Origin of the sequence: Neorhizobium sp. T25_13 (genome assembly GCF_002968675.1) — a bacterium.
GTDB classification, from domain to species: domain Bacteria; phylum Pseudomonadota; class Alphaproteobacteria; order Rhizobiales; family Rhizobiaceae; genus Neorhizobium; species Neorhizobium tomejilense.
The window spans coordinates 24381-47056 of the sequence record NZ_PVBI01000014.1; the positions used below are offsets into that span (position 1 = coordinate 24381).

A 22676-nucleotide genomic window follows, 5' to 3' on the forward strand; every position below is an offset into this window, starting at 1 on the left:
CCTGATGGAAAAGACACCGCTCGACAGCAATATCGAAAGGGCGACCGGCATCCGCCGGGTGATCGCGGCCTTCCGTTATTCGATGCAGGGGCTGGTGCGCCTGTGGCAGGAGGAAGCCTTTCGCCACGAGGTGGTCGCCAGCGCGGCGGCCATCGTGGTGTTTGCGATCGTCGGCGCCGGCGCTCTCGACTATTTCGTCCTGGCCATCCTGATGCTGGTGCTGTTTGCGGTCGAATCGCTGAACACCGCGATCGAGGAACTGGTCGACCGCATCTCCCCGGAAATCTCCACCGTCGGCCGCCACGCCAAGGATCTCGGCTCGTTCGCGGTGTTCTGCCTGCTCTGCGCCAACGGGTTTTTCGTGGTTTATGTGGTGGCCGGGAGCTTGTGGGGATAACCGCCCGTTACAGTTGATCCGGCATCGAGGATGGATCGCGTGCCGCGTGGCGTATGCCGACCACAATGATCTCATCATCGCCGGGCAGATAAAATATGAGATATGGGTAAGGCGTCACTGCCACCCGCCGCATCGGTTCAAGGCTGGTGCGCATACCGGTCAGCGGATACTCCGAGAGATTGCTCAAAACCTGCTGAATCCGCGCGCCCACATTGCAGGCGCCTTCCGGTGAATGAGCGGCTAGATAGCTGAGGACATCCTCAAGTTCGACGGCGGCTTCAGGGGTGAAGCGGATCGTCACTGCGCGTATTTCGACCAGATGGCCTGAACTCGCTCGGTTGGCGCAAATTCACGCCGAGCGGCCTGGTCCAGTGATTTGGCGAAACTGGCTTCCTCCTCGGGAGTGAGCTGATGCACCGGCTCGTCTTTGCCCACGAGCCTAAGCATGATACGGGCGATCTCATCCTGCATTTCGGCAGGGAGTTCCTTGGCTGCTTCGATGGCGCGGTCGAGGAGTTCGGTCATGGCCGCATAATGCACCGAAACCAGCCGGTGCAAAAGAGGCCGCTCGCTTCAGGCGAGGCTCTTGCGGCGGCGGGCGACGGTCGGCAACGGCGGGCCACGCTCTACGTGTTTAGCGCGGTGACGATTAGCCATTACTAACTTTTGCGAGATGTGTGGCGGAAGCGCTGAATGATGATTTCATCAGCACCAACCCGGTAATAGACCGTGTAAGGATAGGGTTTGAGAAAAAAGCGGCGGGTGTTTTTTCGCGAGGTGACGCTGCCCGCGAACGGCTGCTCGCTCAAGAACGTCAATGCTTCGCGGATACGCGCCGCGACGTTGTCTGCACCTTGTGGAGAATGGTTGCCGATATAGGAGATCGCCTCGTCGACTTCGCGGAGCGCTCTGGTCGTATAACGAAGCTTCACAGGCGGTATTTGGCCCACATCGCGCGGACTTCCTCTTCCGTCGCGATCTCTCCGCGCTCAATCTCCCGGTCAGCCTCTTCCAGGTCGGCCTCTTCCTCCGGCGTAAGCTGATAGGCCTCTCCGTCATCTTCGCCCATGAAGCTCAGAAGAATCGCGGCGATCTCATCCTGCATTTCGGCAGGGAGCTCCTTAGCTGCTTCAATGGCGCGGTCGAGAAGTTTGGTCATGGTCGCATTATGCACTGAAACCAGACGGTGCAAAAGAGCCTGCTCGCCTCAGGCGAAGCTCTTGCGGCGGCGGGCAACCGTCTGTGCGTCGGCGACGGCCGGCACGCTCTGCAGGACGCGCGTCGCGGGCAGGATGGCGATCGCTTCGGTGCCTTCGCGCAGCTTGGAGCGCAGGATGAACTGGCCGTCGTGCTTGGCAAGGATCGCCTGGACGATCGGCAGGCCGAGGCCTGTGCCCTGTTCGGCGCTCTTGATGGCAATCGAGCCCTGGCCGAAGGCCGACAGCACGACCGGGATTTCCTCTTCCGGAATGCCGGGTCCGTTGTCCTTGATCGCCACATACTGGCCGCCGCCTGCGGTCCAGCCGACCTTGACGGTAACCTCGCCACCCTGGGGCGTGAATTTGACGGCGTTCGAAAGCAGGTTCAGGAGAACCTGGCGCATCGATTTTTCATCCACCCAGACCTGCGGCAGATGGGGTTCGAACTGCTGGCTGATCGAGATGTTCTTGGCGCTCGCGCGCAGCTGCACCATGCCGATGCAATCCTCGGCGATTTCCAGCAGCGACAGTGATTCTTCGGCAAGGTCGTAACGGCCAGCCTCGATGCGCGACAGATCGAGGATCTCGTTGATCAGGTTGAGGAGATGCTGGCCGGAACGGTGGATGTCGCCGGCATATTCCTTGTAGGTCGGATTGGCGAGCGGCCCCAGGACCTCCGAGCTCATGACTTCGGAGAAGCCGAGGATGGCGTTGAGGGGCGTGCGCAGCTCGTGCGACATGGAGGCGAGGAACCGGGACTTGGCGAGGTTCGCTTCCTCGGCCCGGCGGCGGGCCTCGTCCGACATGGATTTGGCCACTTCCAGCTCTGCGATCAGGTCGTCCTTTTCGGACTGATAGGACATCAGCGTCAGGTTGGAGCGATAGAGCCGGTCGGCGATATAGTGGAAGAAGACGACCGCGGTGGCGCAAATCGCCGTCATGCCGATATCGAGCACATTGCGCGACAGGATGGCGGTGGCGAGCAGCGCCAGGATCATCGGCAGGAAACCGAATAGCACGCCGAGCCGCAGCATGAAACTGCTCATCGCGGTGATCGAGATCGCAAAGAGGAGGACGGCGCCCTTGTAGAAATAATAGCTGTCGCCGGAACAGGCATTGCAGTTCTGAAGCGCAAACAGTGCCCAGCCGGCGCCGACGATCACCTGTGCTGCGAGCAGCCTGCGGCGCCATTTCTGGACCTCGGTCGAGGCGATGTCCGCGCGGCTCGCACGGCGGGCGAGCAGCACGTTGATCGCATGGACGCTGAACATCAGCAGCGCCCAGGCAAAGAGATTGGCGTTCGGATTGAGGTAGATGCCGATCGCCGTCACCACGACGATGAAGATCGGCATGACCGATGCGCTCTGCAGCACGGCATTGACGTGCATGGCGATCATGTCGCGGTCGAAGACCTGATTGCCCTGCGAGCTGGATTGCAGGCGTTCCCGGGTGGCGCGAACGGCTTTCGACACAGCCTTGTTACGGTGGCCGCGCGAGCGATCAACGATGTTCTTGTCGGTCGATGTGCTGACGCCGCTACTCATGGCCACTGAACTGATACCCCGGGTGTTGAGAGAGTATGGCCAAATCCTTAAGAGAGTACTGCCGGGAAAGGTTTTGTTTGCCATTTTCCTGAAGCTTCCGTTTTCCAATAAGGCTGGATTGTGGCTCGAACGTTCAGGGTTTTTCGCGATGGCGCGGTTCTCGCGGCCTTCTTCATCCTTCTGGTGCTGATCGCCGCCAAGCTGGACGAGGCAGCCGACAGCACCGTGCACGGCCCGTTCCATGTGATCGACGGCGACACGCTGGCGGTGGGCGGCGAGCGCCTGCGGCTGCAGGGCATGGATGCGCCGGAGCTCGACCAGACCTGCGAAGACGGCCGCGGCCGGCAATGGCCCTGCGGGGAAGAGGCGAGACGGCTGCTGATACGGCTCGTCGCAGGCGGTGAGACGGAGTGCCTCGGTCGCGAGCGCGACAAATATCGCCGGCTCCTGGTGCGCTGCCGTTCGGGCGCCACGAGCGTCAACGGCACGCTGGTGCGGCAAGGCCTCGCGGTCGCCTCCGGGCGTTATGCACGGGAACAGGTGGCAGCGCGGCGCGAACGGCTGGGGCTGTGGGCCGGCCCGTTCGAAAGCCCGCGCAACTGGCGCGCCAGCCGCGGCATGATGGACGATTTCAGCCTGTTGGAGGCATTTTGGGATTGGATGAAACGGGTGACAGGCTGGCAATGAACAGGGATGACATCGCCGACGGCGAGGAGGATATCGGCGGTCTGACCGGCGCAATCGCTGCCTGTCGCATCTGTCGCGACGCGCCCGCGAAAGGCGAGGGCAATCGGCTGCCGCATGAGCCGCGGCCGGTCGCCGTGCTGTCGAAGACCGCGAGGGTGCTGATCGCCGGCCAGGCGCCTGGGCTTCGGGTGCACGAGAGCGGGCTGCCGTTCAACGACGCTTCCGGCAACCGCCTGCGCGACTGGATGGCGGTGACCCGTGAAGAGTTTTACGATTCGCAGAAGTTTGCGATCGTGCCGATGGGCTTCTGTTTTCCTGGCTATGATGCCAAGGGCAGCGACCTGCCGCCGCGGCTCGAATGCGCGCCGTTCTGGCGCGCCAGGGTAATCGCCGCCATGCCGCAGATCGAACTGGTTCTAGCCGTCGGCGGCTATGCTCAAGGCTGGCATCTGGGGAACCGGCGACGCAAGGGCATGACGGAAACGGTAGAGAACTGGCGAGACTATGTGTTCGCCAACCAGGGGCCGAGGATCCTGCCGCTGCCGCATCCGAGCTGGCGCAATACCGGCTGGCTCAAAAAGAATCCGTGGTTCGAGGCGGATCTGCTGCCGGTGCTGCGACAGCATGTGGATAGCTTGATACGAGAAACAAATTTCGGTTAACTGCCGCGAATTCGGTGTATAACGAAAAATCATTTCGAAAGGACTCTGATGGACCGCCTCGACCGTAAGATACTGCGCATTCTACAGGAAGATTCCACTCTCGCCGTCGCGGACCTCGCGAAGAAGGTCGGCCTGTCGACCACGCCTTGCTGGCGCCGCATCCAGAAGATGGAAGAGGATGGCGTCATCCGTCGCCGCGTGGCGCTACTCGATCCGGTCAAGGTCAATACCAAGGTCACGGTGTTCGTCTCGATCCGCACTGCCAGCCACTCGATCGAATGGCTGAAGCGGTTCTCGGAAGTCGTCGTCGATTTCCCGGAAGTGGTCGAATTCTACCGCATGAGCGGCGACGTCGATTACCTGCTGCGCGTCGTCGTGCCGGACATCGGCGCCTATGACGCCTTCTACAAGCGCCTGATCGCCAAGATCGAAATCCGCGACGTTTCGTCGGTCTTTGCGATGGAGCAGATCAAGTACACGACCGAACTGCCGCTCGACTACATGACGCTGGACAACCAGAAATCAGGCGAGGAGTGATCGGCTGATTGGCGGATCGGGATCATTTTCTGGCAGGGCGGGCCGAGTTGATACGGCCCGTTTTGTATTATCTGGGCTTCATCGAAACAGACGGAGCTCGACATGCAAGACCAGGCCAAGGCCAATAAGGCGATCATCCGCGGATATATCGAAGAGATCTGGAACCGTGGCCTGATCGGGCGCTTCGGGAATTTTTTCGCGGCCGATTATCAAGAGGCCGCCTATTCGCCGGCCAGTTCGGAAGGGCATTGCGCCATGGTGGCGGTGCAGAAGCGGATCATGCCGGATGCTGTCTGGACGATCGAGCGGATGGCCGCCGAGGACGATGGCGTCATGTGCGAGCTGACATTGCGCGGCACGCACCAGGCGGCTTTCAAGGGCGTGGAACCCTCCGGCAATCCCATCCGCGTGCGCGCCTACCGGAGCTTCGTCCTGAAGGACGGCAAGATCGTCCATCATTCCGCATTGCTCGACACCGCCGAACTGCTAAAGCAGATGCAGGGACAGCAGGCGGCATAGGGCAAGTCCGGCAGCGATGGCGACGATTTCTCATGCCTATCATCGGGTGTTCGACGAGCCGTTCGAAATCGAACGGGCCTTCGATGCCGATTACCTGCTTTACGCCTCGACCGGCACCTTCATTCTCGATATCGGCGACCGCCGCTGGATGCTGCCACCGCAAAGGGCGGCGCTGATCGCAAGGGGAACGGTAATCGCGGTGCGCAGCAAGGGGCTGGCCACGGCGTCCTCTGTCCTGTTCGGCGATAGCGAATTCGATGCGCCGCTGCCGGTCTGCCGGGTCTTCGGCCTTTCCGATCTGGCGCGGCAGATGATCCTGCATGTCACGCGTTGGGATGCCGGGCGCCCCTCACGCGACGAAACCGCGAATGCCTTTTTCAAGGCGCTCGCATCCGTCGCGGGGGATCTGGCCGCGGAGGAGGACGAGACGTGGTTGCCGAAACCGCAGTCGCCGGGCATGGCGGTCGCCGTCGAGCGGATGCTGGAACATCTCGACCGGGATCTTGATTTTGGTTCCCTTGCGGAGGCTGCCCGTTTTTCGGAACGGACGTTGGCACGAAAATTCGATGCGGAGCTCGGCATGAGTTTTCGCGATTTCCGGCATCGGGCACGGATGGTGAGGGCAAAGGAGATGCTGCTCGCCGGCCGGGAGCCGATCACGGAAATCGGCCTCGCCTGCGGGTTCGAAAGCACGAGTTCCTTCATCAAGGTGTTTCGGACCTTTGCGGGTGCGACGCCGCGGCAATACCGGATGGGTAAAGCCGGCTAAGCCTTCAGTCGCGCCAGAAGCTTCTCGCCCGACAATTCCTTCGCGGCATCCTTGCCGATCCAGCGGGCGGTCTTGTCCGGCGAGGCGGCGAGCTTTTCGGCGAGTGCCAGCGCGGGGGCGTGGCAGGTTCGGTTGCGCTTGCCGATATTGCGGAGTGCCCAGTTCACCGCCTTCCTGACGAAATTGCGCGGATCGGCGCAATGCGCCTCGATCAGCGGCAGATAGGCGACGAAGGTATCGTCCGGCTCCTGTTTGCGGTGCACGGCGGCGCCGGCGATCATCGCGAACGCGGTGCGGCGGACGAACTCCCGGTCGTCCTCCGCGAAATCCGCAACGAGTTGCTGCCAGAACGGCGTCTCGGTCAAAAGGTCGGCTGCGGTATCGACGATTTCCCAGGAGGCAAAGTCCTCCGCCCATCCGCGCGCCTCAGCCGGGGTCAGCGCGGCGGGGTCGGCGGTATAGATCGCCAGCATGCGGGCTTCGCGGATGCTGGTGCGCCAGAGGTCCAGCGCCCGGCCGTGGTCGCGCTTGATCGTCCGCGCGATCTTCTGCATGTCGGGATTCGAAATGCCGATGGCCTTGTCGGTGACAATGCCGAAACGGGCCATCCCCAGGATGTTCTCCTCCGACCGCAGCGTTTCGAGATGCGCGATGATCCCGGCGACGTCGGAGGAGGGGCCGATCATGGCCGGCCTATTTCTTTTCGAGCCGTGCGAGCAGCGAGGACGTATCCCAGCGCTTGCCGCCCATCGCCTGCACGTCGCCGTAGAATTGGTCGACGAGGGCCGTGACCGGCAGCTTGGCGCCGTTGCGGCGGGCTTCGGTCAGCACGATATCGAGATCCTTGCGCATCCAGTCGACCGCAAAGCCGAAATCGTATTTGCCGGCATTCATGGTCTTGTAGCGGTTCTCCATCTGCCAGGAGCCGGCAGCACCCTTGGAAATCACCTCGATGACCTTTTCGATGTCGAGGCCGGCCTGATTGCCGAAATGGATCGATTCGGCCAGCCCCTGGACGAGGCCGGCGATGCAGATCTGGTTCATCATCTTGGTGAGCTGGCCGGCGCCCGCCGGACCCATGAGGCCGACCATTCGGGCATAGGCGTCGATCACCGGCCTGGCCTTTTCGAACACCGCCTCGTCACCGCCGCACATGACGGTGAGCACGCCGTTTTCGGCACCCGCCTGGCCGCCGGAGACCGGTGCGTCGATGAAGCCGACGCCCTTTTCTCGGGCCGCGGCATCGAGCTCGCGGGCGACTTCGGCGCTGGCGGTCGTATTGTCGATCAGGATGGCGCCCGCTTTCATGCCGGCGAGAACGCCGGTCTCGGTGATTGTCACCGAGCGGAGATCGTCGTCGTTGCCGACGCAGACGAACACGAAATCGGCATCCCTGGCCGCTTCGGCAGGCGTGGCGGCGGCCTTGCCGCCGAACTTCTTCGCCCAGTCCTCGGCCTTGGCAGCCGTGCGGTTATAGACGGTGACGTCATGGCCGCCCTTGACCTTGAGATGCCCGGCCATGGGATAACCCATCACTCCGAGACCGATGAATGCCACTTTCGCCATGCTGAACCTCCAGAATTTTGTCGCCAGAGGATTAGAGCAAAGCGGACCTTCGGAAAAGCGCAGTTCGGTGAAAAGCGCAGATTTCGATCGGCGGTTCCGTTGGCCGGACACTGAAAATTGCCAAGGATTGGCTCAGAACGGCTTGATGACCGCGAGCGCGACAATGACGACGACCGAGCCGAGGACGATCGGCAGACCGGCGCGCACGAAGGCCGGAGGATCGAGATGCGGATCGGCCTCCATGCGGCGCATCCAGGCGCCCTGCATGCCGTGCAGCGCCGACAGCATGAGGACGATCAGGAATTTGAAGCCGAACCAGCCGGAAGTATAGAAGCCGTAGCCGAAGGCGAGCCACAGGCCGAAAAGCCAGGCGCCGCCGAGTGCGGCCGTGGTGACGGTGCGGTCGTATTTCCTGAGCGCCGAGATGACGCCGGTGCGGATGGTCGGCGGCACCATGCCGATGACGAAAGCGTTGATCAGCATGCCGCCGATCAGCAGGAAGTCGGAAAGAATGTGCAGGGCCTTGATAACGAAATACAGCATGGTCAACTCCAGATCATGGCTTCGGTGAAGCCCAATTCGGCAAAATCCTGTTGTCTCAATTGGTCTTCGCCCATGCAGAAGAACTCGTCGAGCTGCGGCGGTTGAACGCTGGTTCCCGACAGCATGGCGTGAACCTGGCCGCGATGATGGATCTGGTGCTGGAAGAGATGCATCAGCAGCCGATCGGCAGGTTCGACCTGCACGAAGGTGCGCCGGGGAATGTGGATGTCCTCGGCGATCGTTTTCTCATCCAAGCTTCGACAGTGATCGATGAGGCGGCGATCGGCGGCACGTTGTTCGCGATCGAGATCGGCGAAGAGCGGACAGGGAATCTCCGGGTCGAAGGCGGCGGGACCGAGGCAATCGCCTTCGAGCGCGCTGATATAGAGCCAGTCGACGGTCAGGATATGGTTGAGCGTATGGATGATCGATGGGAAGAAGCTGACCCGCGGCGCATCCAGCTCTTCGCGCGAAAGCTCTCCGCAGGCTTTCAGCAGCCGGTGGTTGGCCCAAGCGTTGTTATAGGCCTGGGCAAGAAGATAGCGCTGCGGCGTCATCCGAATCCCTCCGTTGCGGAGGCAAACTATCGATGAAGAGGGACGATGAGAAGATGGCTCGCGAACACTAGGATGATTTCACTTGGTCGCTGTCGGCGCCTGTCACGACCTGTGACGGCGCCGAGAATTGCCATTGCGCTCTCAACCTGCGATCACGACTTTACAATCAGCCGCGCGATCACCAGATGGCCCGGCGTCGGATTGCCGTCCTGCATCCGCACGTTGATGTCGGAGATTTCGAGAAGCTCGAAGCCGGTGGCGGCGAGGCGTTCTCGGACATAGGTTTCCGAATGGGCGAAACGTTGGTGCGGGCCGACGATGTAGGGCCGGCCGGCAAAGCTCTCGTCGGGCAGGGTCTCGGAGGAGAAGACGAACAGGCCGCCGGGAGCCATGTTTTCTGCCGCGCCGAAGAACAGCGGTTCCAGCGCGCCGAGATAGGGCAGCACGTCGGTGGCGGTTACTAAGTCAAAGGGCTCGTCGTCGTTGTCTTCGAGGAAATCCTCGACTTCGGCCACGTAAAGCGTCTCGTAGAGATCCTTTTCGTGTGCGATTTCAACCATGTTCTCGGAAATGTCGATGCCGGTGATGTCGTCGACCATGTCGCGCAGCGTGCCGCCGGTCAGCCCCGTGCCGCAGCCGAGATCGAGCATCCGCTTGAACGGCCCGAGCTTCAGCTCCTGCAGGCGCTGGCGCACGATCACCGGCACGGCATAGCCAAGCTGCTCGACGAGAATGTCCTCGAAGCTTTCGGCGTGCTGGTCGAACAGGGTTTCCACATAGGCGTCCGGCGCCTTGGGAGGCGTCTCGCCGCGGCCCATGGCTGCGATGCGCACCGCGGCACCGCCGTGGTCCTCGGGATCGAGTTCGAGCACCTGCTCGTAGGCCTTGACGGCGGCGTCGATATCGCCCGCCTTTTCCAGCGCCAGCGCGCGGTTATAGGCCTCTGCCAGGGCTTCCTCGTCGATCTTCTTCATGGCTAGCGTCCTTCTTTTTGCAAGCGGCTTTAAGCCGCTGGCCGGCATTTGTCCATCAAGGGGAACGCGGCGGGTGCTCATTCGTTGAAAAGTCAAAGCAGAACGGCTTTTTTGAGAACCACTCCGGGAGAAGGTCATGCCAGCCGATGAGGGCAAGAGCGTGCTGGAGCAGAATGTCGAGCGGCGCGCGCCGTCGCTGCCGATGACCTCCGCCGAAAAGGCCAATGTGATCATCCACTATTACCGCGGTGAACTCGGGCGGATGACCAGCTGGCGCGACCGCATCGACCGCACCTCGAACTGGTCGATCACGGTGGTGGCGGCGCTGCTGTCGGTCTCGCTGTCGACGCCGACGTCGCATCACGGCGTGGTTCTGTTTGCGATGCTGCTGATCTCGCTGCTTCTCCTGATCGAAGCGCGGCGCTACCGCTTCTTCGACGTCTACCGCGCAAGGGTCCGCAAGCTGGAACGCCATTATTTCGCGCAGGCGCTTTATCCGCAGGCGGACCTCAAGCCCGACTGGGCGCAGGCGATCGCCACGAGTCTGCGCAATCCCTGTTTCCTGATCAGTTATCGCGAGGCGCTGTTTCGCCGGGTGAGGCGCAACTACGTCTGGATGTATGCCATCCTGCTGATGGCGTGGCTTCTGAAGATCTCGACCCCAAAGCTCCTGCCCAACGATACGCAGGCGGATGTCGTCTTTTCATGGTCGGAGGCGGTCAACAACGCTGCGCTCGGTCCGTTGCCGGGATGGAGCGTGATTGCGCTCGTCGCGGTCCTTTATGCCGCCGTGATTTTCTCAGCCCTGCATCGCGAGCCGGACGACGGCGAATTCGCCCATGGCGAAGTCCACGTCTGAAACGCGAGGCCGCTGTTTCCTAGTGCAGGATGATCTCGCCCTTTACGGCCCGCCACTCGCTGGCCGAGATCAGCTTGCGATGGACATAGCGGACGGAATGCAGCGGCCCGTCGAGCTTCTCCTGCCAGAATTTGAGAAACCCGTTCATCTCCGGGAAGTCCGGGGCGAGGTCGTAGTTCTGCCAGACATAGCTTTGCAGCAGGGCCGGATGGTCCGGCAGGTGGTAGAAGATCTGGGCGGTCGTCAGCCCGTAGCCTTTCAGCATCATTTCCATATCAGACATGCAAGCAGTTCCCGTTTGTTGTTTCGAACCGACGTCGTTGCGTCATTCGATAGGAGAACATGCCATGTTTAACCGAAGCTTTACAATTGCGCCTTAAGAGCACATTTGTGATAATTTTCAGTATGTTAGCAGCTATGATTTCCGAGTGCTGCTAACGCTTCAGATGGCGCGTCAGGCGCGCCTCGATGAAGGCCCAGAGGTGCCGCAGCGCTTCGACGATGGCGAGATAGAAGATCGCCGCCCACAGATAGCTCTGGTAGTCGAACGTGCGGGAGAAGGCATAGCGCGTCTCGCCCATCAGGTCGTAGACGGTGACGATCGCGACGACGGCCGATCCCTTGATCAGAAGCACGATCTCGTTGCCGTAGGGGCGCAGTGCGACGATCAGCGCCTGGGGCAGGATGACCTTGCGGAAGGCGTTGCGTTTCGAAAGGCCGAGTGCGGCCGCACCCTCGTGCTGGCCGCGCGGCACGCTTTCGATCGCGCCGCGCAGGATCTCCGCCTGATAGGCGGCGGTGTTGAGCGTCAGCGAAAAAAGACCGCAATACCAGGCCTCGCGAAAGAACCACCAGAGGCCGACGGATTCGAGCTGCGGGCGGAAACTGCCGAGCCCGTAATAGATCAGGAAAAGCTGGGCGAGCAGCGGCGTGCTTCGAAACACGTAGACATAGGCGTAGGCGATGGCGTTCAGCGCCTTGTTACTCGACATCCGCGCAAAGGCGATCGGCGCCGACAGGACCGCACCGAGGACGACGGCGAGACCGACCAGCGAGATGGTGGTCCAGAGGCCGTGGAGGTAGCGCGGGCCGTAGCGCAGGAATTTGTCCTCGTTCCAGCCATTGATCATCATGAAGGCAAGCGCGATCGCAAGGGCCGCCCACACCACCAGCACGACGATGCCGGCAATGCGCGCCGGCGCCAGCGGTTTGTCGATCAGGGCCGGAGGCGCGCGGGGCGGGATCAGTTCCCTGACGTAGCTCATCGATGCCCCTCCGAACGTTTTGCCCAGCGCTCGACGAAGCCGAGGCCGACGGACGAGATCATCGCGAGGATCAGATAGAGCAGGCAGGCGATGCCGTAGAAGAAGAAGGCTTCCTTGCTGACCCGCGCCGCAATGCCGGTCTGGCGCAGAATATCGGCAAGCCCGATCACCGACACATAGGACGTGTCCTTGAGCAGGATCAGCCAGAGATTGGTAAGGCCTGGCAGTGCGATGCGGATGAGCTGCGGCAGGATGACGAGAAGCATGGTGCGCGAACGGTGGAGACCGAGCGCATCGCCTGCCTCGTACTGGCCACGCGGGATCGCCCTGAAGGCCGACAGCATGACCTCGGAGGAATAGGAGGAGAAGACGACGGCGAGCGCCGCCATGCCGGCAATGAAGGCGTTGATCTCGACGCGCCCGGCATATCCAAAGGAGGCGAGCACAGCCTGGATGAGGATCTGCAGGCCGTAATAGACGATGAACAGGGTCAGCAGTTCCGGCAGGCCGCGGAAGATCGTCGTGTAGATGCCGGCGGCAAGCCTCAGCAGCTTGTCCTCGGACTGTGCGGCCAGCGCGATCAGGAAGCCGATGACCAGCCCGACGGGCAGGGTGGCGAGGGCGAGCGTGATCGTCACCTTGACGCCGAAGGCGATCTCGTCGCCCCAGCCGGCCTCGCCGCAGGCAACGATGCTACCGGAACCGAAGAGTGAAAAAAGCCCGACAGGCCCGCAAAGCGGATCCAGCGCCGAAAAGAGGGCGGAAAAGAATCCGCTCATAAGGTCGTTTTCCCCTGCGGCCTTTTTGTGTGCCGCTTTTGTCTTGTGTTACGCCATTAAAAAGAAAAACGGCGGAGGGCAAGCCTCCCGCCGCGCGGTAACCGGGTTCTCCGGTCGATTACTTGCCGTAGGCGTCGAAATCGAAATACTTGTCGTTGACGGCCTTGTACTTGCCGTTGGCGCGGATCGCGACGATGGCGGCCGAGAACTTGTCGGCAAGCGCCGTTTCGCCCTTGCGGACCGCAATGCCCGCACCTTCGCCGTTGATCTCGACGTCGATCGGCAGGGTACCGAGGATCTTGCAGCATTTGCCGGCATCCGACTTGACCCATTCCGACAGCACGACGACATCGTCGATGACGGCATCGATGCGGCCGTTGGTGATGTCGAGCTTGTATTCGTCGGCGGTCGGATAAAGTTTCAGCTCCGAGTCCGGCATATGCTTTTCGGCATAGTTCGAATGGGTGGTGGAGCCCTGCGCGCCCATCGTCTTGCCCTTGAGGCCGGCGGCGGTCGCTTCCTTGATCGGCGAGTCCTTCGGGACGGCGATGGCCGGCGGCGTGTTGTAGTATTTCTTCGAGAAGGTGACCTGCTCCTTCCGCTCGGGGGTGATCGACATGGAAGCAATGATCGCATCGAATTTCTTCGACTGCAGCGCCGGAATGATGCCGTCCCAGTCATTGGTGACGAAGGTGCAGGTGACCTTCATCTCGTCGCAGAGCGCCTTGGCGATATCGACGTCGAAACCGGTGAGCTGACCGTTGGCTTCCAGGTTGTTGAAGGGCGGGTAGGCGCCTTCGGTGCCGATCACGAGTTTCTCCTGAGCCATCGCCGAACCAGCGAAAAGCGACAGGGCGGCGATCGAGGCGGCAGCAAGGAATCGGGTGGAGATGTTCATTTTGATCCTCTCTGTTGGCAACCTGCGGTGTTGGTCTTTTTCGGCCGCAGGGAGACGGGGCACGCATGCAGGCGGGCTCCGAGTGGATTTTTAGATACCTGCTCGGGAAAAATTGCAACGGCATTTTACGTGCACGTCTAGTTGCCACCAGCTGATGAACAACACATTCATGCGAGGTTCAGGCCATCCGCAACAGGCTGCAACGGAACCATTTTGGTGCAATACAGTTGAGCCGCCGCGTAAGTCCGCCGAAAAAGGCAATAAAGGACGCGCATGAAAGGGATGACACCCTAGAAGAGGAAATGTCCATGTCGAAAAAATTCAGACTGTTCGCCAGTGTCGCAGCACCTTTCGTGTCGCTGCCGCTGATGCTTCAGCCGGCCGGTGCTGTCCCCTTGAAACCCGCTATGGAGACGAGACCCGCCGTTGAGGCCGCCCAGATGCCGGGCGTCGTCGAAGTCCAGCAGCAGATCATCGTCCCTCCGGAAGGGCAGGAAGGCGAGGGGCGTCCGCGCCGCAAGCCGCAGCAGAAGGAGCAGCAGCAGGCCCCGGCCGAACGGCCGCAGGCCCCGCCCCAGGCCCAGCAGCAGGAACAGCCGCAGCGCCAGCGCAAGGCCGAGCCGGAAGCCGCCCCGCGTGAGGCTGCCCCACGCGAAGCAGCACCCCGCCAGGCTCCGCAGGCCGAGCGTCCGGCAGCCGAGGCGCCCGCGCAGGAGCGTCCGCGCCGTCAGCAGCAGGAGACCGGGCAGGGTCAAGGCGGAAACGACGCCCAGCCGCGCCGCCAGCGCGAGCAGGCGACACCCCGCACCGAGCCGCCGGCCGCAAGGGAAGCCCAGCAGCCAAAGGCCGCTCCTGCAGAAAAGCAGGCCGAAACGCCGAAGCCGGAACGGCCGGCGACCAATCGCGCCGCAACCCCGGAAGCAGCACCTGAGGCTCCCGTGCGCCGCGACGCCCAGCAGCCGAAGGCAGCCCCGACCGAGAAGCAGGCCGAAACCCCCAAGCCGCAGCCGCCTGCCACCAATCGCGCTGCGACGCCGGAAGCGACACCTGAAAAGCCGGCCAGCGGCACTGCCCAGCAGCCCAAGGCAGCTCCCGCTGAAAAGCAGGCCGAAACACCAAAGCCGACACAGCCGCCGGCTACCGATCGCGCCACGGCTCCGGGAGCAGCGCCTGAAAAGCCGGCCAGCGGCAACGCCACCGGTCAGGCGCCGGCTCAGGTCCCTGGACAGGCTCCGGGCACCGGAACCGCGCAGGACAGGCGCAACCAGCAGCCGCCGGCAAATGGCCAGGCCGCGCCGGGTCAGCCGCCTGCCGGCGAAACGCCTCGCCGTCAGACCACCGAAGGACAGCCAGTGGTGCCTCAGGGCCAGCAGGTGCCGGGCCAGCTGCAAGGTCAGCAGGCGACCGGAGCCCAGCCGGGCACCCAGCCGACCGCGCCCCAGACGGCGACCACGCCTCAGCAGGTCGAACGCGCCAAGGAGCTTGCAAAGGATCCGGCTGCGGCCAAGAGCGGCGAGCAGGTCGTACTGCCCGTTCAGAACGGGGCAGCCGTGCTCGACAGCGCCAAGGAGGCGCCCTCTGCACGTCCGCCGCGGGATGGAGAGCGTCCGCGCCGTCAAGCTCCGCAGCAGGCCGACCAGCAGCAGCTTGCACCGCCGAAAACCGATGCAGAGGCTCAGGGCAGCACGCGTGCCACCCGCGAGCAGCTGCAGGAATTTCGTCAGCTGTCCGAAGAGCGCGGCCAGCGCCTCGACCAGCGCCCGCAGTTCGAACGGCCCCGCGGCTGGGATTTCCGCGATGCAGCGGGCCTCGGCGGCAGCCGTGACCGTAACGGCGGTCGCGACCGGGATGGCGGCCGCGTGATCATCTCGATCGACAACCAGACCGTGGTTCGCCATGACGACAGCCGTCGTTTCTACAACGATCGCGATCGGGCGCCGCAATACGAGCAGCTCCGCGACGGCCGGGTGCGCGAAGTTATCGTGCGCGACGACGGCACGCGGATTGTCACCGTCCGTAACAGCTATGGCGAGATCGTCCAGCGCTCGCGTATCGTCAGGGGCGGCGAGGAATACGTTCTCTATTATTCGCCGGAGCTGATGGATAACCGCCGTGGTCGCGACTACGTCTGGCGCGATCCGGGCGACGACCTGCCGCCGATGCGGCTGAGCGTGCCGCTCGACAACTACATCATCGACACCTCGACCGAGCCGGACCGGGATTATTACGAGTTCCTGGAACAGCCGCCGGTCGAGCGGGTCGAGCGGGTCTATTCGATGGACGAAGTGCGTTACTCCGCCCGCATCCGCGATAAGGTGCCGCGTATCGACCTGGATACGATCACGTTTGCGACCGGTAGTGCCGAAATCCCGATGAACCAGGCGAGCTCGCTGCGCAAGGTCGCCGACGCGATCAGCAAGGTCCTGAAGCGGGATCCTTCCGAAACCTTCCTGATCGAAGGTCATACGGATGCCGTCGGTGCCGACGACAGCAACCTCGTCCTCTCCGACGAACGCGCTGAAAGCGTTGCCCGGGTGCTGACGGACGCATTCGGCATCCCGCCGGAAAACTTGGCGACGCAGGGCTACGGCGAACGTTACCTCAAGGTCCGCACCGACGGACCCGAACAGGAAAACCGCCGCGTGACCGTGCGCCGCATCACCCCGCTGGTCAAACCGGTCGCTTCGAACCAGTAAGGTTCAGGCACCTCGAACCAAAGCCGCCGAAGCGATCCGGCGGCTTTTTTATTTGTGGGGAAGCCCCGTCACCTGTGCGATGAAATCGGCGATCGCGTTCGTATCGTCGAGGTCGAAGACGGGGATGGTGGCATCCGGGACCGGGTGGTCGGCGGCAATCGCGACGATGTGGGGATCGCTCGGCGCCAGCGGTTCGCGGTTGCTCGCCTTGAGGCGGCGGGCTTCGATCTTCGGGACGGGCTCGCGTTTGTAGCCCTCGATCAGCACCAGGTCGCAGGGGGCGAGGCGGGAGAGTATTTCCTCGAAGCTCGGCTCCGGCGCACCGCGCAACTCGTGCATGATCGCAAAGCGGGTGCCGGAAACGATCGCCACTTCGTGGGCACCGGCCTGCCGGTGGCGGAAGGAATCGGCCCCCACCTTGTCTATGTCGAAATCGTGGTGCGCGTGCTTGATCGTCGAGATTGCATAGCCGCGGCGGGTGAATTCCGCCACCAGCCGCACTGCCAGGCCCGTCTTGCCGGAATTTTTCCAGCCGGAAATGCCGAAGACGCGGGGAGGGGTCATGAAAGCTCCTCGGCGAAACCAAGCGCCTCTTGAAGATCCTCGGGCGTGTTGATGTTGAAGAAGGGATCGAGCGCCCCCTGCGGCGTCTCGATCACCGGGAATTCGACAGTCACCGTATGGTGACGGTCGAGGAGCGCCTTGATCCGCCGGTTGTCGGGATCGGAAAGCCAGGTCTCCAGATCACTGGTGATGGAAACCGGCCAGAGCCCGAAGACCGGATGATCGCGGCCGTCCGAGGAGGCGATGACGATCGCGTTTGGATCGCCCGCCTCAGCCCCCAGCCGGCGCGCGAGATCGGCGGGTACGAAGGGGCTGTCGGAGGGGACGGTGAGGAGATGCGTTGCTTGAACGCCGCGCGCCTGGATGTCTTGGAGGCCGGCGAGCACGCCGGCAAGCGGGCCGATCTGGCCGGGAACCAGGTCCGGCAGCAGGCGCAAACCGAGCGGATTGGGGAAACCTATCGGCGCGTTGAGGGTGATTTCCGAGACCTGGGGCAGGAGCCGCCGCACCACATGGCCGAGGATCGTGTCGCCGCCGATGGTGAGAAAAGCCTTGTCGGTGCCCATGCGGCTCGATTTGCCACCGGCAAGGACCAGGCCCGGAGGCCGGATGGGAGGAGCGGCGGGCGTCATTAGTCCTCATCCTTTGTCGGGATGGCGCCCTCGCGGCGGTCGATCTGCCGGACATAGGCGGTTGCGACGAGCGCCAGGATGGTCGTGACGCCCATGACGACGAGAAGCGGCATGGCGCCACTCTCTTCCTTGAGTAACGCCGCGGCAAGGGTCGACAGCGCGGCGCCGCCGCCGACGGTGATCGCGCCGCCGAGGCCGGAAGCGGAGCCGGCGAGGTGCGGCCGCACGCTGACGATGCCGGCATTCGAACTCGGCAGGGTGAGGCCGTTGCCGACGCCGGTCAGCGCCAGGGGCGCGAAGAAGGCGAACGGCCAGGGCGCTTCCGCGACGAGGAACCCGGCGGTGATGAGAACCCCGACAAGGCTGACCAGGCTGCCTGAGATCATCATGGTCATCGTGCCGAATTGGCGGGTATAGCGGCCCGAAATGAAGTTGCCGATCATGTAGCCGGCCGCGATCAGGAAGAACTGCACGCCGAGCATGGTCGGCGACAGATGATAGATCGCCGTGCCGACGAAGGGCGCTCCGCCGAGGAACGAGAAGAACACGCCCGACGAAAAGGTCGAAGTAAACGTATAGCCCCAGAAGCGCCGCGAGCGGAAAAGGTCCGGCCAGCTGAGGAATTGGGCGGTGAAGCTGGCGGCCGGCGCGTGATTCGTCTCGCCCAGGTCGGTAAAGACGAGCGTCAGGGTCAACAGGCCGAGGCCGAGCATCAAGGCGAAATTCGCCTCCCAGCCGAACATGTCGTTGAGCACGCCGCCGATCGTCGGACTGATCATCGGCACCAGCGACATGCCCATAGTCACATAGGCGATCATCGAGGCAGCGCTCTCCATCGGCACCGTATCGCGGATGATCGCGCGCGGCAGGACGAAACCGGCGACCACCGCGGTCTGCAGCAGCCTTCCGATCATGAAGACGGTGACGTTTGCGGCCATCAGGCAGATCACCGTGCCGACCAGCATGATCAGGATGCTGCCGATCATCACGCGGCGGCGGCCAAAAAGGTCGGAAAGCGGACCGAGTACCAGCTGCAGCAAGGCGGTGCCGGCGATATAACCGGAGACGGCAAGCTGCATGACGGCATAGTCGGTGCCGAAATGGATGGCCATGGCGGAAAGCGACGGCAGGAAGACATTGAGCGAGAGGGCGCCAAGTCCGGCGCAGACGACGAGCGTCAGGATATGGGGCGGGGTTCGTCTATCCAGAAATCGGCTTTGCTGCACGTCGTCTCGTCCTTTCACGCCTGCCTTTCGGCCCTTTCAATCCGGCTCTTCCTCAGGCCGGCGGGACGGCGGCTACCTTGCCGGTGGCAATGCCCTGCCGCTTGCGCTCGCGATAGAAAGTATAAAGGCCGGAACCGATAACGACTGCCGCGCCCACGAGCATATAGGCGTCCGGACGTTCGCCGAAGGCGAAAATGCCAATGACCAGAGCCCAGAGCAGGCCGGTATAGCGGAAGGGCGCGATGAAGGAGATCTCGCCCGTCCGCATCGACTGGATGACCGCCTGGTAACCTGCGAAGACCAGCACGGAAGCAATTGCCAGATGTCCCAGCGCATAGGTGCTGACTGGCTGCCATCCGCCCATCGGGACGATCAGGATTGCCCCGAGAACCGTGTTGGCGAGGGACGTGAAGAGCGTCACCGTCAACGAAGGGATGTCCGCCTGGATGCGCTTGGTGGTGAGGTCGCGGCATGCCGTAAAACAGCAGGCGACGACGGCGAGCAGGGCTGCCGGCGTGAAACCTTCCGGGCCCGGGCGGATGATGATGAGCACGCCGAGGAAGCCGATGCCGATCGCCGTCCAGCGCCGCCAGCCGACGGGCTCGCTCAGGAAAAGGGCCGCTCCCAACGTCACGGCAAGTGGCAAGGCCTGCATGATCGACGAAATGGCGGCAAATTCGATGTGGGCAAGCGCGGAGAGGAAGGTCAGGGTGGCGCCGAGCTCGAAGAAAGTGCGCAGCAGCACCAGCGGATGCATGACCGCCTTGGCCGACAGGGTCACGCCCATGTAGCGTGCGACACAGTAGATCAGCAGTGTCGCCATGACGCCGCGCACGGCCATGATCTGGGGGATGCTGAGCTCCGGGGTGACCGACTTGACCAGCGCATCGTTGCAGGTGAAAGCCGCCATGGCGAGCGACATGAACAGTGCGCCCCGCGAATTTTCAGACCATGCCATCTGTGAGATTCCTCCGGTATCGGTCTCTTAAAGCAACGGCTTACGCGTCGCCAGCCCGATTGCCTCCCGGGCGGTACTCTTTTGGGTAGCGGCGGGAAATTCCGATATCCGATACAGTGTAATAAAACGAAATGTAAGGGTCCCGAATTAACCGTTGTTCAACCGAATTTGACCATTGTGAACCCATTCATTCCCGCATGAGGCTGGGATCGTGCCGTTGCCGTTTCGCGATGCCGCAGACGCGAAAGTCGCATCTGGTTTGCAGTTGGGGGAAAAATGTCTTTCATCGATCGTCTTCTTCAGAGCCGCAGGATCGTCACCAAGGTCCTACTTTTCGTCATCCCGCTGGTGCTCTTGATCGCCGGCGTCGGTCTTGCCGGCTACTACACGGCCAGCATGCTGAACGGCCATATGACCGTGACGCGTGCGACGATCGAAAACATCGGCGACTTTGAAAATCTCCAGGCGGTCCTCCAGGAATTCAACAGCAAGCCCGACAATGCATCGCTTGCGGCCTTGAAGGCTGCTATCGACAAGCAGGAGAGCGGCGTCAACGTGCTCGGCGGGCTGCTCGTGACGGCCGGGGACCGCGAGCGCATCGCCGTGGTGACCGGGCTTGCGCCCAAGATGCGCGCCGATACGGACGTACTCTGGAAGATAAAGCAGAGGCGAGACGAAAACGCCGCAGCGCTCGACGACAGCATCGACAATGTCCGCACCGTCGCGACAGGGGTCTCGGATCAGGTTGCCAACGTCCGCAAGCAGTTCGAGGGCAAGGAAAAGTTCGCCAAGGGCATGGTTCTGGAAGCCTATGCCTACAAGGCGATCGCCGAACAGATCGGCGAGCTTCGCAATTCCGTCAAGGAGACCGGCACGGACGACGGCGCGATCAGCACCGCCGACATGTATCTCGGCATTCTGGACAAGACGTTCCAGGAGGTTCAGGCCTTCCTTACCCCGAACGGCATCAAACAGCTGAAGCCGATCAATGACGCGATCAGCGCGCTTGCCGCCACCATCAAGGGCAATCAGGAGGTTCCGGAAAAGGCGAAGGCGGTCCGTGACACCGTTGCCGGCATGGAAAAATTGCAGGCGAAAATGGAGGCGGAAGTCACCAGCAAGGCCGGCAACGCGGCCAGCCGTTTCGCCAGCATCGAGGGCGAGGTCGCCAGCCTGCGCACGCTTCTCGACCGTAGTGCCGAATCGCTGCGCCTGATCGACGCCATGCAGCTCTACGTCGAGCGGCTGCGCGCCAACCAGACGGAGGAGGCGCGCAAGGTCGTCCTCGACGTCATGGCAAAGCTGAAGGCTGCCAGTGCGGAAGTTTCCGAACTTGCCAGAAATCCGGCAATGCGCGAGTTCTCGACGACGCTTCAGCCCCGCCTGAAATCGATCGAGGAGGATACCGCCAAGCTTCTGTCCATCGCCGCAGACTGGAAAAAGGCGCGCGCCGCCGCCGGCGAAACTCTGACGGGCGGCATGGCTGGCCTCAAGAATTTCGTGGCCCAGGCCCAGGAGGTCGGCAAGGAAGACAGCGAACGGTCCGCCCAGCTGTCGCTGATCGCCATGGTGGTCGGCACGCTGCTTGCCATTGCCGGCGGCCTGATGCTGGTGGAAACGCTGCGCGGCCCGCTGCGCCGCGTCACCGAAGTGATGAAGCGGCTCGCTGACGGCGATCTCGAGGTCAAGATCGAAGGCCGCGAACGTGGCGACGAAATCGGCGACATGGTTCGCTCGGTCACCGTCTTCCGCGATGCCGCGGTCGAAAATGTCCGTCTCGAGCAGGACGCCGCCGCAGCCCGCGAGCTCTCGACCGCCGAGTCCGAGCGCCGCGCCTCAGAGCGTGCCCGCATTGCCGGCGAACAACGCCAGGCGCTGACCGCGCTCAACGACATGCTCGGCAAACTTGCCGAGGGCGACCTTGAGCGCAGCATGGACGAGAACCTGCCGGAAGACTTCATCGAGATGGCGCGCACCTACAACCAGGCTGTCGAGGCGCTCCGGGCCACGCTCGCCGACGTGCGCTCGACCGCGGAAGAAATCGACGGCGGCACCGGCAATCTCGCCGCTTCGGCGGACGATCTTGCCCGCCGCACGGAACAGCAGGCGGCAGCGCTCGAACAGAGTTCGCGCGCCCTGCGCCATCTGAGCGAGATCGTCCGCTCGACGGCTGAAAGCGCCAAGCAGACGTCCGTCTCGGTCAACGAGACGGAAGATTTCGCGGTCCGCTCCGGCGAGGTCGTATCCCGCGCCGTCGACGCCATGGGTGAGATCAGCCGTTCTTCCGAAAAGATCGCGACCATCATCGGTGTTATCGACGAGATCGCCTTCCAGACCAATCTGCTGGCGCTGAATGCCGGCGTCGAGGCGGCCCGTGCCGGCGAGGCAGGCCGCGGCTTTGCGGTCGTCGCCCAGGAAGTCCGCGAACTGGCGCAGCGCTGCGCCGGTGCTGCCCGCGAGATCAAGGGCCTTATTTCGGCAAGCTCGACCCAGGTCAGCAACGGCGTACATCTCGTCGAGGAGACGGGTACGGCACTCACCGAGATCATCACGCACATCACCGACGTTCGCAAACTGGTGTCCCAGATTTCGGCGGCCACCGGCGAGCAGTCGACCGGCATCAACGAAGTCACCAAGGCGGTGCAGGAGGTCGAGCTGATCACCCAGCGCAACGCGGCCATGGTCGAGGAAAACAACGCCGAGATCCACGGTCTGCGCCAACGTGTGGAGACGCTGTCCGAGAAGATCGAGCGCTTCAAGACGCGCGATCCGAACATCAACTTCCATGCCGGCGCCAACGAACGCCGCTCGGGCTTCCGTCGCAGCGACGCTGCCTGAGGCCTGG

Annotated in this window: 27 protein-coding genes; 9 read left to right on the plus strand and 18 right to left on the minus strand. The window is 62.9% G+C overall.

All coding sequences use genetic code 11. The annotated features are described in order from the left end of the window. Positions 1-4: 4 nt before the first annotated feature. Positions 5-397 (plus strand): diacylglycerol kinase, encoded by a 393-nt coding sequence (locus C5J22_RS25365; RefSeq protein ID WP_105440497.1) that lies wholly within the window; start codon positions 5-7, stop codon positions 395-397. Between the two features lie 7 nt (positions 398-404). Here C5J22_RS25365 and C5J22_RS25370 read toward each other — a convergent pair whose 3' ends face one another. The 5 genes from C5J22_RS25370 to C5J22_RS25390 all read right to left on the minus strand — a co-directional run bounded on the left by C5J22_RS25370 (position 405) and on the right by C5J22_RS25390 (position 3140). Beyond that, positions 405-698 carry a type II toxin-antitoxin system RelE/ParE family toxin gene (locus C5J22_RS25370; RefSeq protein ID WP_172746779.1) on the minus strand — a complete coding sequence of 98 codons (294 nt, stop codon included), beginning with the start codon at positions 696-698 and terminating at the stop codon, positions 405-407. After that, on the minus strand, positions 695-922 hold the full coding sequence (locus C5J22_RS25375; protein ID WP_105440582.1) for a hypothetical protein: 228 nt from the start codon (positions 920-922) through the stop codon (positions 695-697). The genes C5J22_RS25370 and C5J22_RS25375 overlap by 4 nt, the downstream gene beginning before the upstream one ends. Positions 923-1056: 134 nt before the next feature. Continuing rightward, positions 1057-1329, minus strand: a complete 273-nt coding sequence (locus C5J22_RS25380; protein WP_172746780.1) for a type II toxin-antitoxin system RelE/ParE family toxin — start codon at positions 1327-1329, stop codon at positions 1057-1059. Further along, complete coding sequence (locus tag C5J22_RS25385) at positions 1326-1556, minus strand: hypothetical protein (RefSeq protein WP_105440500.1); 231 nt, start codon at positions 1554-1556, stop codon at positions 1326-1328. The genes C5J22_RS25380 and C5J22_RS25385 overlap by 4 nt, the downstream gene beginning before the upstream one ends. 48 nt (positions 1557-1604) lie before the next feature. Next, positions 1605-3140: a HAMP domain-containing sensor histidine kinase gene (locus C5J22_RS25390; protein ID WP_105440501.1), complete on the minus strand. Its 1536-nt coding sequence runs from the start codon at positions 3138-3140 to the stop codon at positions 1605-1607. 120 nt (positions 3141-3260) lie between these two features. On the opposite strand from C5J22_RS25390, the gene C5J22_RS25395 reads away from it, so the two are divergent. The 5 genes from C5J22_RS25395 to C5J22_RS25415 all read left to right on the plus strand — a co-directional run bounded on the left by C5J22_RS25395 (position 3261) and on the right by C5J22_RS25415 (position 6314). After that, a complete protein-coding gene (locus C5J22_RS25395) occupies positions 3261-3827 on the plus strand; it encodes a thermonuclease family protein (RefSeq protein WP_105440502.1) in 567 nt (188 codons plus the stop codon). After that, the gene (locus C5J22_RS25400) at positions 3824-4489 is read left to right on the plus strand and encodes a uracil-DNA glycosylase family protein (protein ID WP_105440503.1); all 666 of its coding nucleotides are present in this window, start codon (positions 3824-3826) and stop codon (positions 4487-4489) included. Before C5J22_RS25395 ends, C5J22_RS25400 begins: the two co-directional genes overlap by 4 nt. Before the next feature lie 48 nt (positions 4490-4537). Beyond that, the gene (locus tag C5J22_RS25405; RefSeq protein ID WP_046637655.1) at positions 4538-5026 is read left to right on the plus strand and encodes an Lrp/AsnC family transcriptional regulator; all 489 of its coding nucleotides are present in this window, start codon (positions 4538-4540) and stop codon (positions 5024-5026) included. Positions 5027-5128: 102 nt separating this feature from the next. After that, on the plus strand, positions 5129-5545 hold the full coding sequence (locus C5J22_RS25410) for an ester cyclase (RefSeq protein WP_105440504.1): 417 nt from the start codon (positions 5129-5131) through the stop codon (positions 5543-5545). A 16-nt stretch (positions 5546-5561) separates the two neighbouring features. Next, positions 5562-6314 (plus strand): AraC family transcriptional regulator, encoded by a 753-nt coding sequence (locus tag C5J22_RS25415; RefSeq protein WP_105440505.1) that lies wholly within the window; start codon positions 5562-5564, stop codon positions 6312-6314. Here the strand turns inward: C5J22_RS25415 and C5J22_RS25420 are convergent. The 5 genes from C5J22_RS25420 to C5J22_RS25440 all read right to left on the minus strand — a co-directional run bounded on the left by C5J22_RS25420 (position 6311) and on the right by C5J22_RS25440 (position 9954). Next, positions 6311-7000 (minus strand): DNA alkylation repair protein, encoded by a 690-nt coding sequence (locus C5J22_RS25420; RefSeq protein WP_105440506.1) that lies wholly within the window; start codon positions 6998-7000, stop codon positions 6311-6313. The two genes, C5J22_RS25415 and C5J22_RS25420, sit on opposite strands and share 4 nt — an antisense overlap. Positions 7001-7007: 7 nt before the next feature. Beyond that, positions 7008-7907 carry an NAD(P)-dependent oxidoreductase gene (locus C5J22_RS25425; protein WP_256386168.1) on the minus strand — a complete coding sequence of 300 codons (900 nt, stop codon included), beginning with the start codon at positions 7905-7907 and terminating at the stop codon, positions 7008-7010. 105 nt (positions 7908-8012) lie between these two features. Further along, positions 8013-8423 (minus strand): CopD family protein, encoded by a 411-nt coding sequence (locus tag C5J22_RS25430; RefSeq protein WP_046630484.1) that lies wholly within the window; start codon positions 8421-8423, stop codon positions 8013-8015. 2 nt (positions 8424-8425) lie between these two features. Beyond that, positions 8426-8980 carry a DinB family protein gene (locus tag C5J22_RS25435; RefSeq protein ID WP_105440508.1) on the minus strand — a complete coding sequence of 185 codons (555 nt, stop codon included), beginning with the start codon at positions 8978-8980 and terminating at the stop codon, positions 8426-8428. A gap of 152 nt (positions 8981-9132) precedes the next feature. Continuing rightward, positions 9133-9954, minus strand: a complete 822-nt coding sequence (locus C5J22_RS25440; RefSeq protein ID WP_037082404.1) for a class I SAM-dependent methyltransferase — start codon at positions 9952-9954, stop codon at positions 9133-9135. A gap of 136 nt (positions 9955-10090) precedes the next feature. Here C5J22_RS25440 and C5J22_RS25445 point away from each other — a divergent pair, with 136 nt between their 5' ends. Next, positions 10091-10813, plus strand: coding sequence for a DUF2270 domain-containing protein (locus C5J22_RS25445; RefSeq protein WP_105440509.1), 723 nt, complete (start codon positions 10091-10093; stop codon positions 10811-10813). 19 nt (positions 10814-10832) lie between these two features. Here the strand turns inward: C5J22_RS25445 and C5J22_RS25450 are convergent, their stop codons facing one another. The 4 genes from C5J22_RS25450 to C5J22_RS25465 form a co-directional block, all read right to left on the minus strand. Then, a complete protein-coding gene (locus C5J22_RS25450) occupies positions 10833-11096 on the minus strand; it encodes an usg protein (protein WP_105440510.1) in 264 nt (87 codons plus the stop codon). Positions 11097-11247: 151 nt separating this feature from the next. Continuing rightward, a complete protein-coding gene (locus C5J22_RS25455; RefSeq protein WP_105440511.1) occupies positions 11248-12078 on the minus strand; it encodes an ABC transporter permease in 831 nt (276 codons plus the stop codon). Next, complete coding sequence (locus tag C5J22_RS25460) at positions 12075-12857, minus strand: ABC transporter permease (RefSeq protein ID WP_046637643.1); 783 nt, start codon at positions 12855-12857, stop codon at positions 12075-12077. The genes C5J22_RS25455 and C5J22_RS25460 overlap by 4 nt, the downstream gene beginning before the upstream one ends. Before the next feature lie 118 nt (positions 12858-12975). Continuing rightward, positions 12976-13755, minus strand: a complete 780-nt coding sequence (locus tag C5J22_RS25465) for an ABC transporter substrate-binding protein (RefSeq protein WP_105401311.1) — start codon at positions 13753-13755, stop codon at positions 12976-12978. Between the two features lie 308 nt (positions 13756-14063). On the opposite strand from C5J22_RS25465, the gene C5J22_RS25470 reads away from it, so the two are divergent. Beyond that, a complete protein-coding gene (locus tag C5J22_RS25470; protein ID WP_105440512.1) occupies positions 14064-16451 on the plus strand; it encodes an OmpA family protein in 2388 nt (795 codons plus the stop codon). A 48-nt stretch (positions 16452-16499) separates the two neighbouring features. Here C5J22_RS25470 and mobB read toward each other — a convergent pair whose 3' ends face one another. From mobB to C5J22_RS25490, 4 genes are read right to left on the minus strand one after another with little or no spacing between them, the layout of a single operon-like run. Continuing rightward, positions 16500-17015 (minus strand): molybdopterin-guanine dinucleotide biosynthesis protein B, encoded by a 516-nt coding sequence (mobB, locus tag C5J22_RS25475; RefSeq protein ID WP_105440513.1) that lies wholly within the window; start codon positions 17013-17015, stop codon positions 16500-16502. Next, entirely contained in the window at positions 17012-17647 is a 636-nt protein-coding gene (mobA, locus tag C5J22_RS25480) for a molybdenum cofactor guanylyltransferase MobA (protein ID WP_105440514.1), read from the minus strand. Before mobA ends, mobB begins: the two co-directional genes overlap by 4 nt. After that, a complete protein-coding gene (locus C5J22_RS25485; protein ID WP_105440583.1) occupies positions 17647-18873 on the minus strand; it encodes a multidrug effflux MFS transporter in 1227 nt (408 codons plus the stop codon). The genes mobA and C5J22_RS25485 overlap by 1 nt, the downstream gene beginning before the upstream one ends. Before the next feature lie 52 nt (positions 18874-18925). Then, on the minus strand, positions 18926-19831 hold the full coding sequence (locus C5J22_RS25490) for a DMT family transporter (RefSeq protein ID WP_105440515.1): 906 nt from the start codon (positions 19829-19831) through the stop codon (positions 18926-18928). A 276-nt stretch (positions 19832-20107) separates the two neighbouring features. On the opposite strand from C5J22_RS25490, the gene C5J22_RS25495 reads away from it, so the two are divergent. Next, positions 20108-22669: a methyl-accepting chemotaxis protein gene (locus tag C5J22_RS25495; RefSeq protein WP_105440516.1), complete on the plus strand. Its 2562-nt coding sequence runs from the start codon at positions 20108-20110 to the stop codon at positions 22667-22669. The last annotated feature ends 7 nt before the right edge of the window (positions 22670-22676 follow it).

What these genes read in the sequence shown, in the direction of transcription:
- C5J22_RS25375 (WP_105440582.1), bottom strand. Translation starts at nt 922, where the DNA reads ATGACCGAACTCCTCGACCGCGCCATCGAAGCAGCCAAGGAACTCCCT.
- C5J22_RS25495 (WP_105440516.1), top strand. Translation starts at nt 20,108, where the DNA reads ATGTCTTTCATCGATCGTCTTCTTCAGAGCCGCAGGATCGTCACCAAG.
- C5J22_RS25420 (WP_105440506.1), bottom strand. Translation starts at nt 7,000, where the DNA reads ATGATCGGCCCCTCCTCCGACGTCGCCGGGATCATCGCGCATCTCGAA.
- C5J22_RS25435 (WP_105440508.1), bottom strand. Translation starts at nt 8,980, where the DNA reads ATGACGCCGCAGCGCTATCTTCTTGCCCAGGCCTATAACAACGCTTGG.
- C5J22_RS25465 (WP_105401311.1), bottom strand. Translation starts at nt 13,755, where the DNA reads ATGAACATCTCCACCCGATTCCTTGCTGCCGCCTCGATCGCCGCCCTG.
- C5J22_RS25405 (WP_046637655.1), top strand. Translation starts at nt 4,538, where the DNA reads ATGGACCGCCTCGACCGTAAGATACTGCGCATTCTACAGGAAGATTCC.
- C5J22_RS25440 (WP_037082404.1), bottom strand. Translation starts at nt 9,954, where the DNA reads ATGAAGAAGATCGACGAGGAAGCCCTGGCAGAGGCCTATAACCGCGCG.
- mobA (WP_105440514.1), bottom strand. Translation starts at nt 17,647, where the DNA reads ATGACGCCCGCCGCTCCTCCCATCCGGCCTCCGGGCCTGGTCCTTGCC.
- C5J22_RS25455 (WP_105440511.1), bottom strand. Translation starts at nt 12,078, where the DNA reads ATGAGCTACGTCAGGGAACTGATCCCGCCCCGCGCGCCTCCGGCCCTG.
- C5J22_RS25385 (WP_105440500.1), bottom strand. Translation starts at nt 1,556, where the DNA reads ATGACCAAACTTCTCGACCGCGCCATTGAAGCAGCTAAGGAGCTCCCT.
- C5J22_RS25390 (WP_105440501.1), bottom strand. Translation starts at nt 3,140, where the DNA reads ATGAGTAGCGGCGTCAGCACATCGACCGACAAGAACATCGTTGATCGC.
- C5J22_RS25490 (WP_105440515.1), bottom strand. Translation starts at nt 19,831, where the DNA reads ATGGCATGGTCTGAAAATTCGCGGGGCGCACTGTTCATGTCGCTCGCC.
- mobB (WP_105440513.1), bottom strand. Translation starts at nt 17,015, where the DNA reads ATGACCCCTCCCCGCGTCTTCGGCATTTCCGGCTGGAAAAATTCCGGC.
- C5J22_RS25460 (WP_046637643.1), bottom strand. Translation starts at nt 12,857, where the DNA reads ATGAGCGGATTCTTTTCCGCCCTCTTTTCGGCGCTGGATCCGCTTTGC.
- C5J22_RS25430 (WP_046630484.1), bottom strand. Translation starts at nt 8,423, where the DNA reads ATGCTGTATTTCGTTATCAAGGCCCTGCACATTCTTTCCGACTTCCTG.
- C5J22_RS25450 (WP_105440510.1), bottom strand. Translation starts at nt 11,096, where the DNA reads ATGTCTGATATGGAAATGATGCTGAAAGGCTACGGGCTGACGACCGCC.
- C5J22_RS25400 (WP_105440503.1), top strand. Translation starts at nt 3,824, where the DNA reads ATGAACAGGGATGACATCGCCGACGGCGAGGAGGATATCGGCGGTCTG.
- C5J22_RS25365 (WP_105440497.1), top strand. Translation starts at nt 5, where the DNA reads ATGGAAAAGACACCGCTCGACAGCAATATCGAAAGGGCGACCGGCATC.
- C5J22_RS25415 (WP_105440505.1), top strand. Translation starts at nt 5,562, where the DNA reads ATGGCGACGATTTCTCATGCCTATCATCGGGTGTTCGACGAGCCGTTC.
- C5J22_RS25445 (WP_105440509.1), top strand. Translation starts at nt 10,091, where the DNA reads ATGCCAGCCGATGAGGGCAAGAGCGTGCTGGAGCAGAATGTCGAGCGG.
- C5J22_RS25470 (WP_105440512.1), top strand. Translation starts at nt 14,064, where the DNA reads ATGTCGAAAAAATTCAGACTGTTCGCCAGTGTCGCAGCACCTTTCGTG.
- C5J22_RS25410 (WP_105440504.1), top strand. Translation starts at nt 5,129, where the DNA reads ATGCAAGACCAGGCCAAGGCCAATAAGGCGATCATCCGCGGATATATC.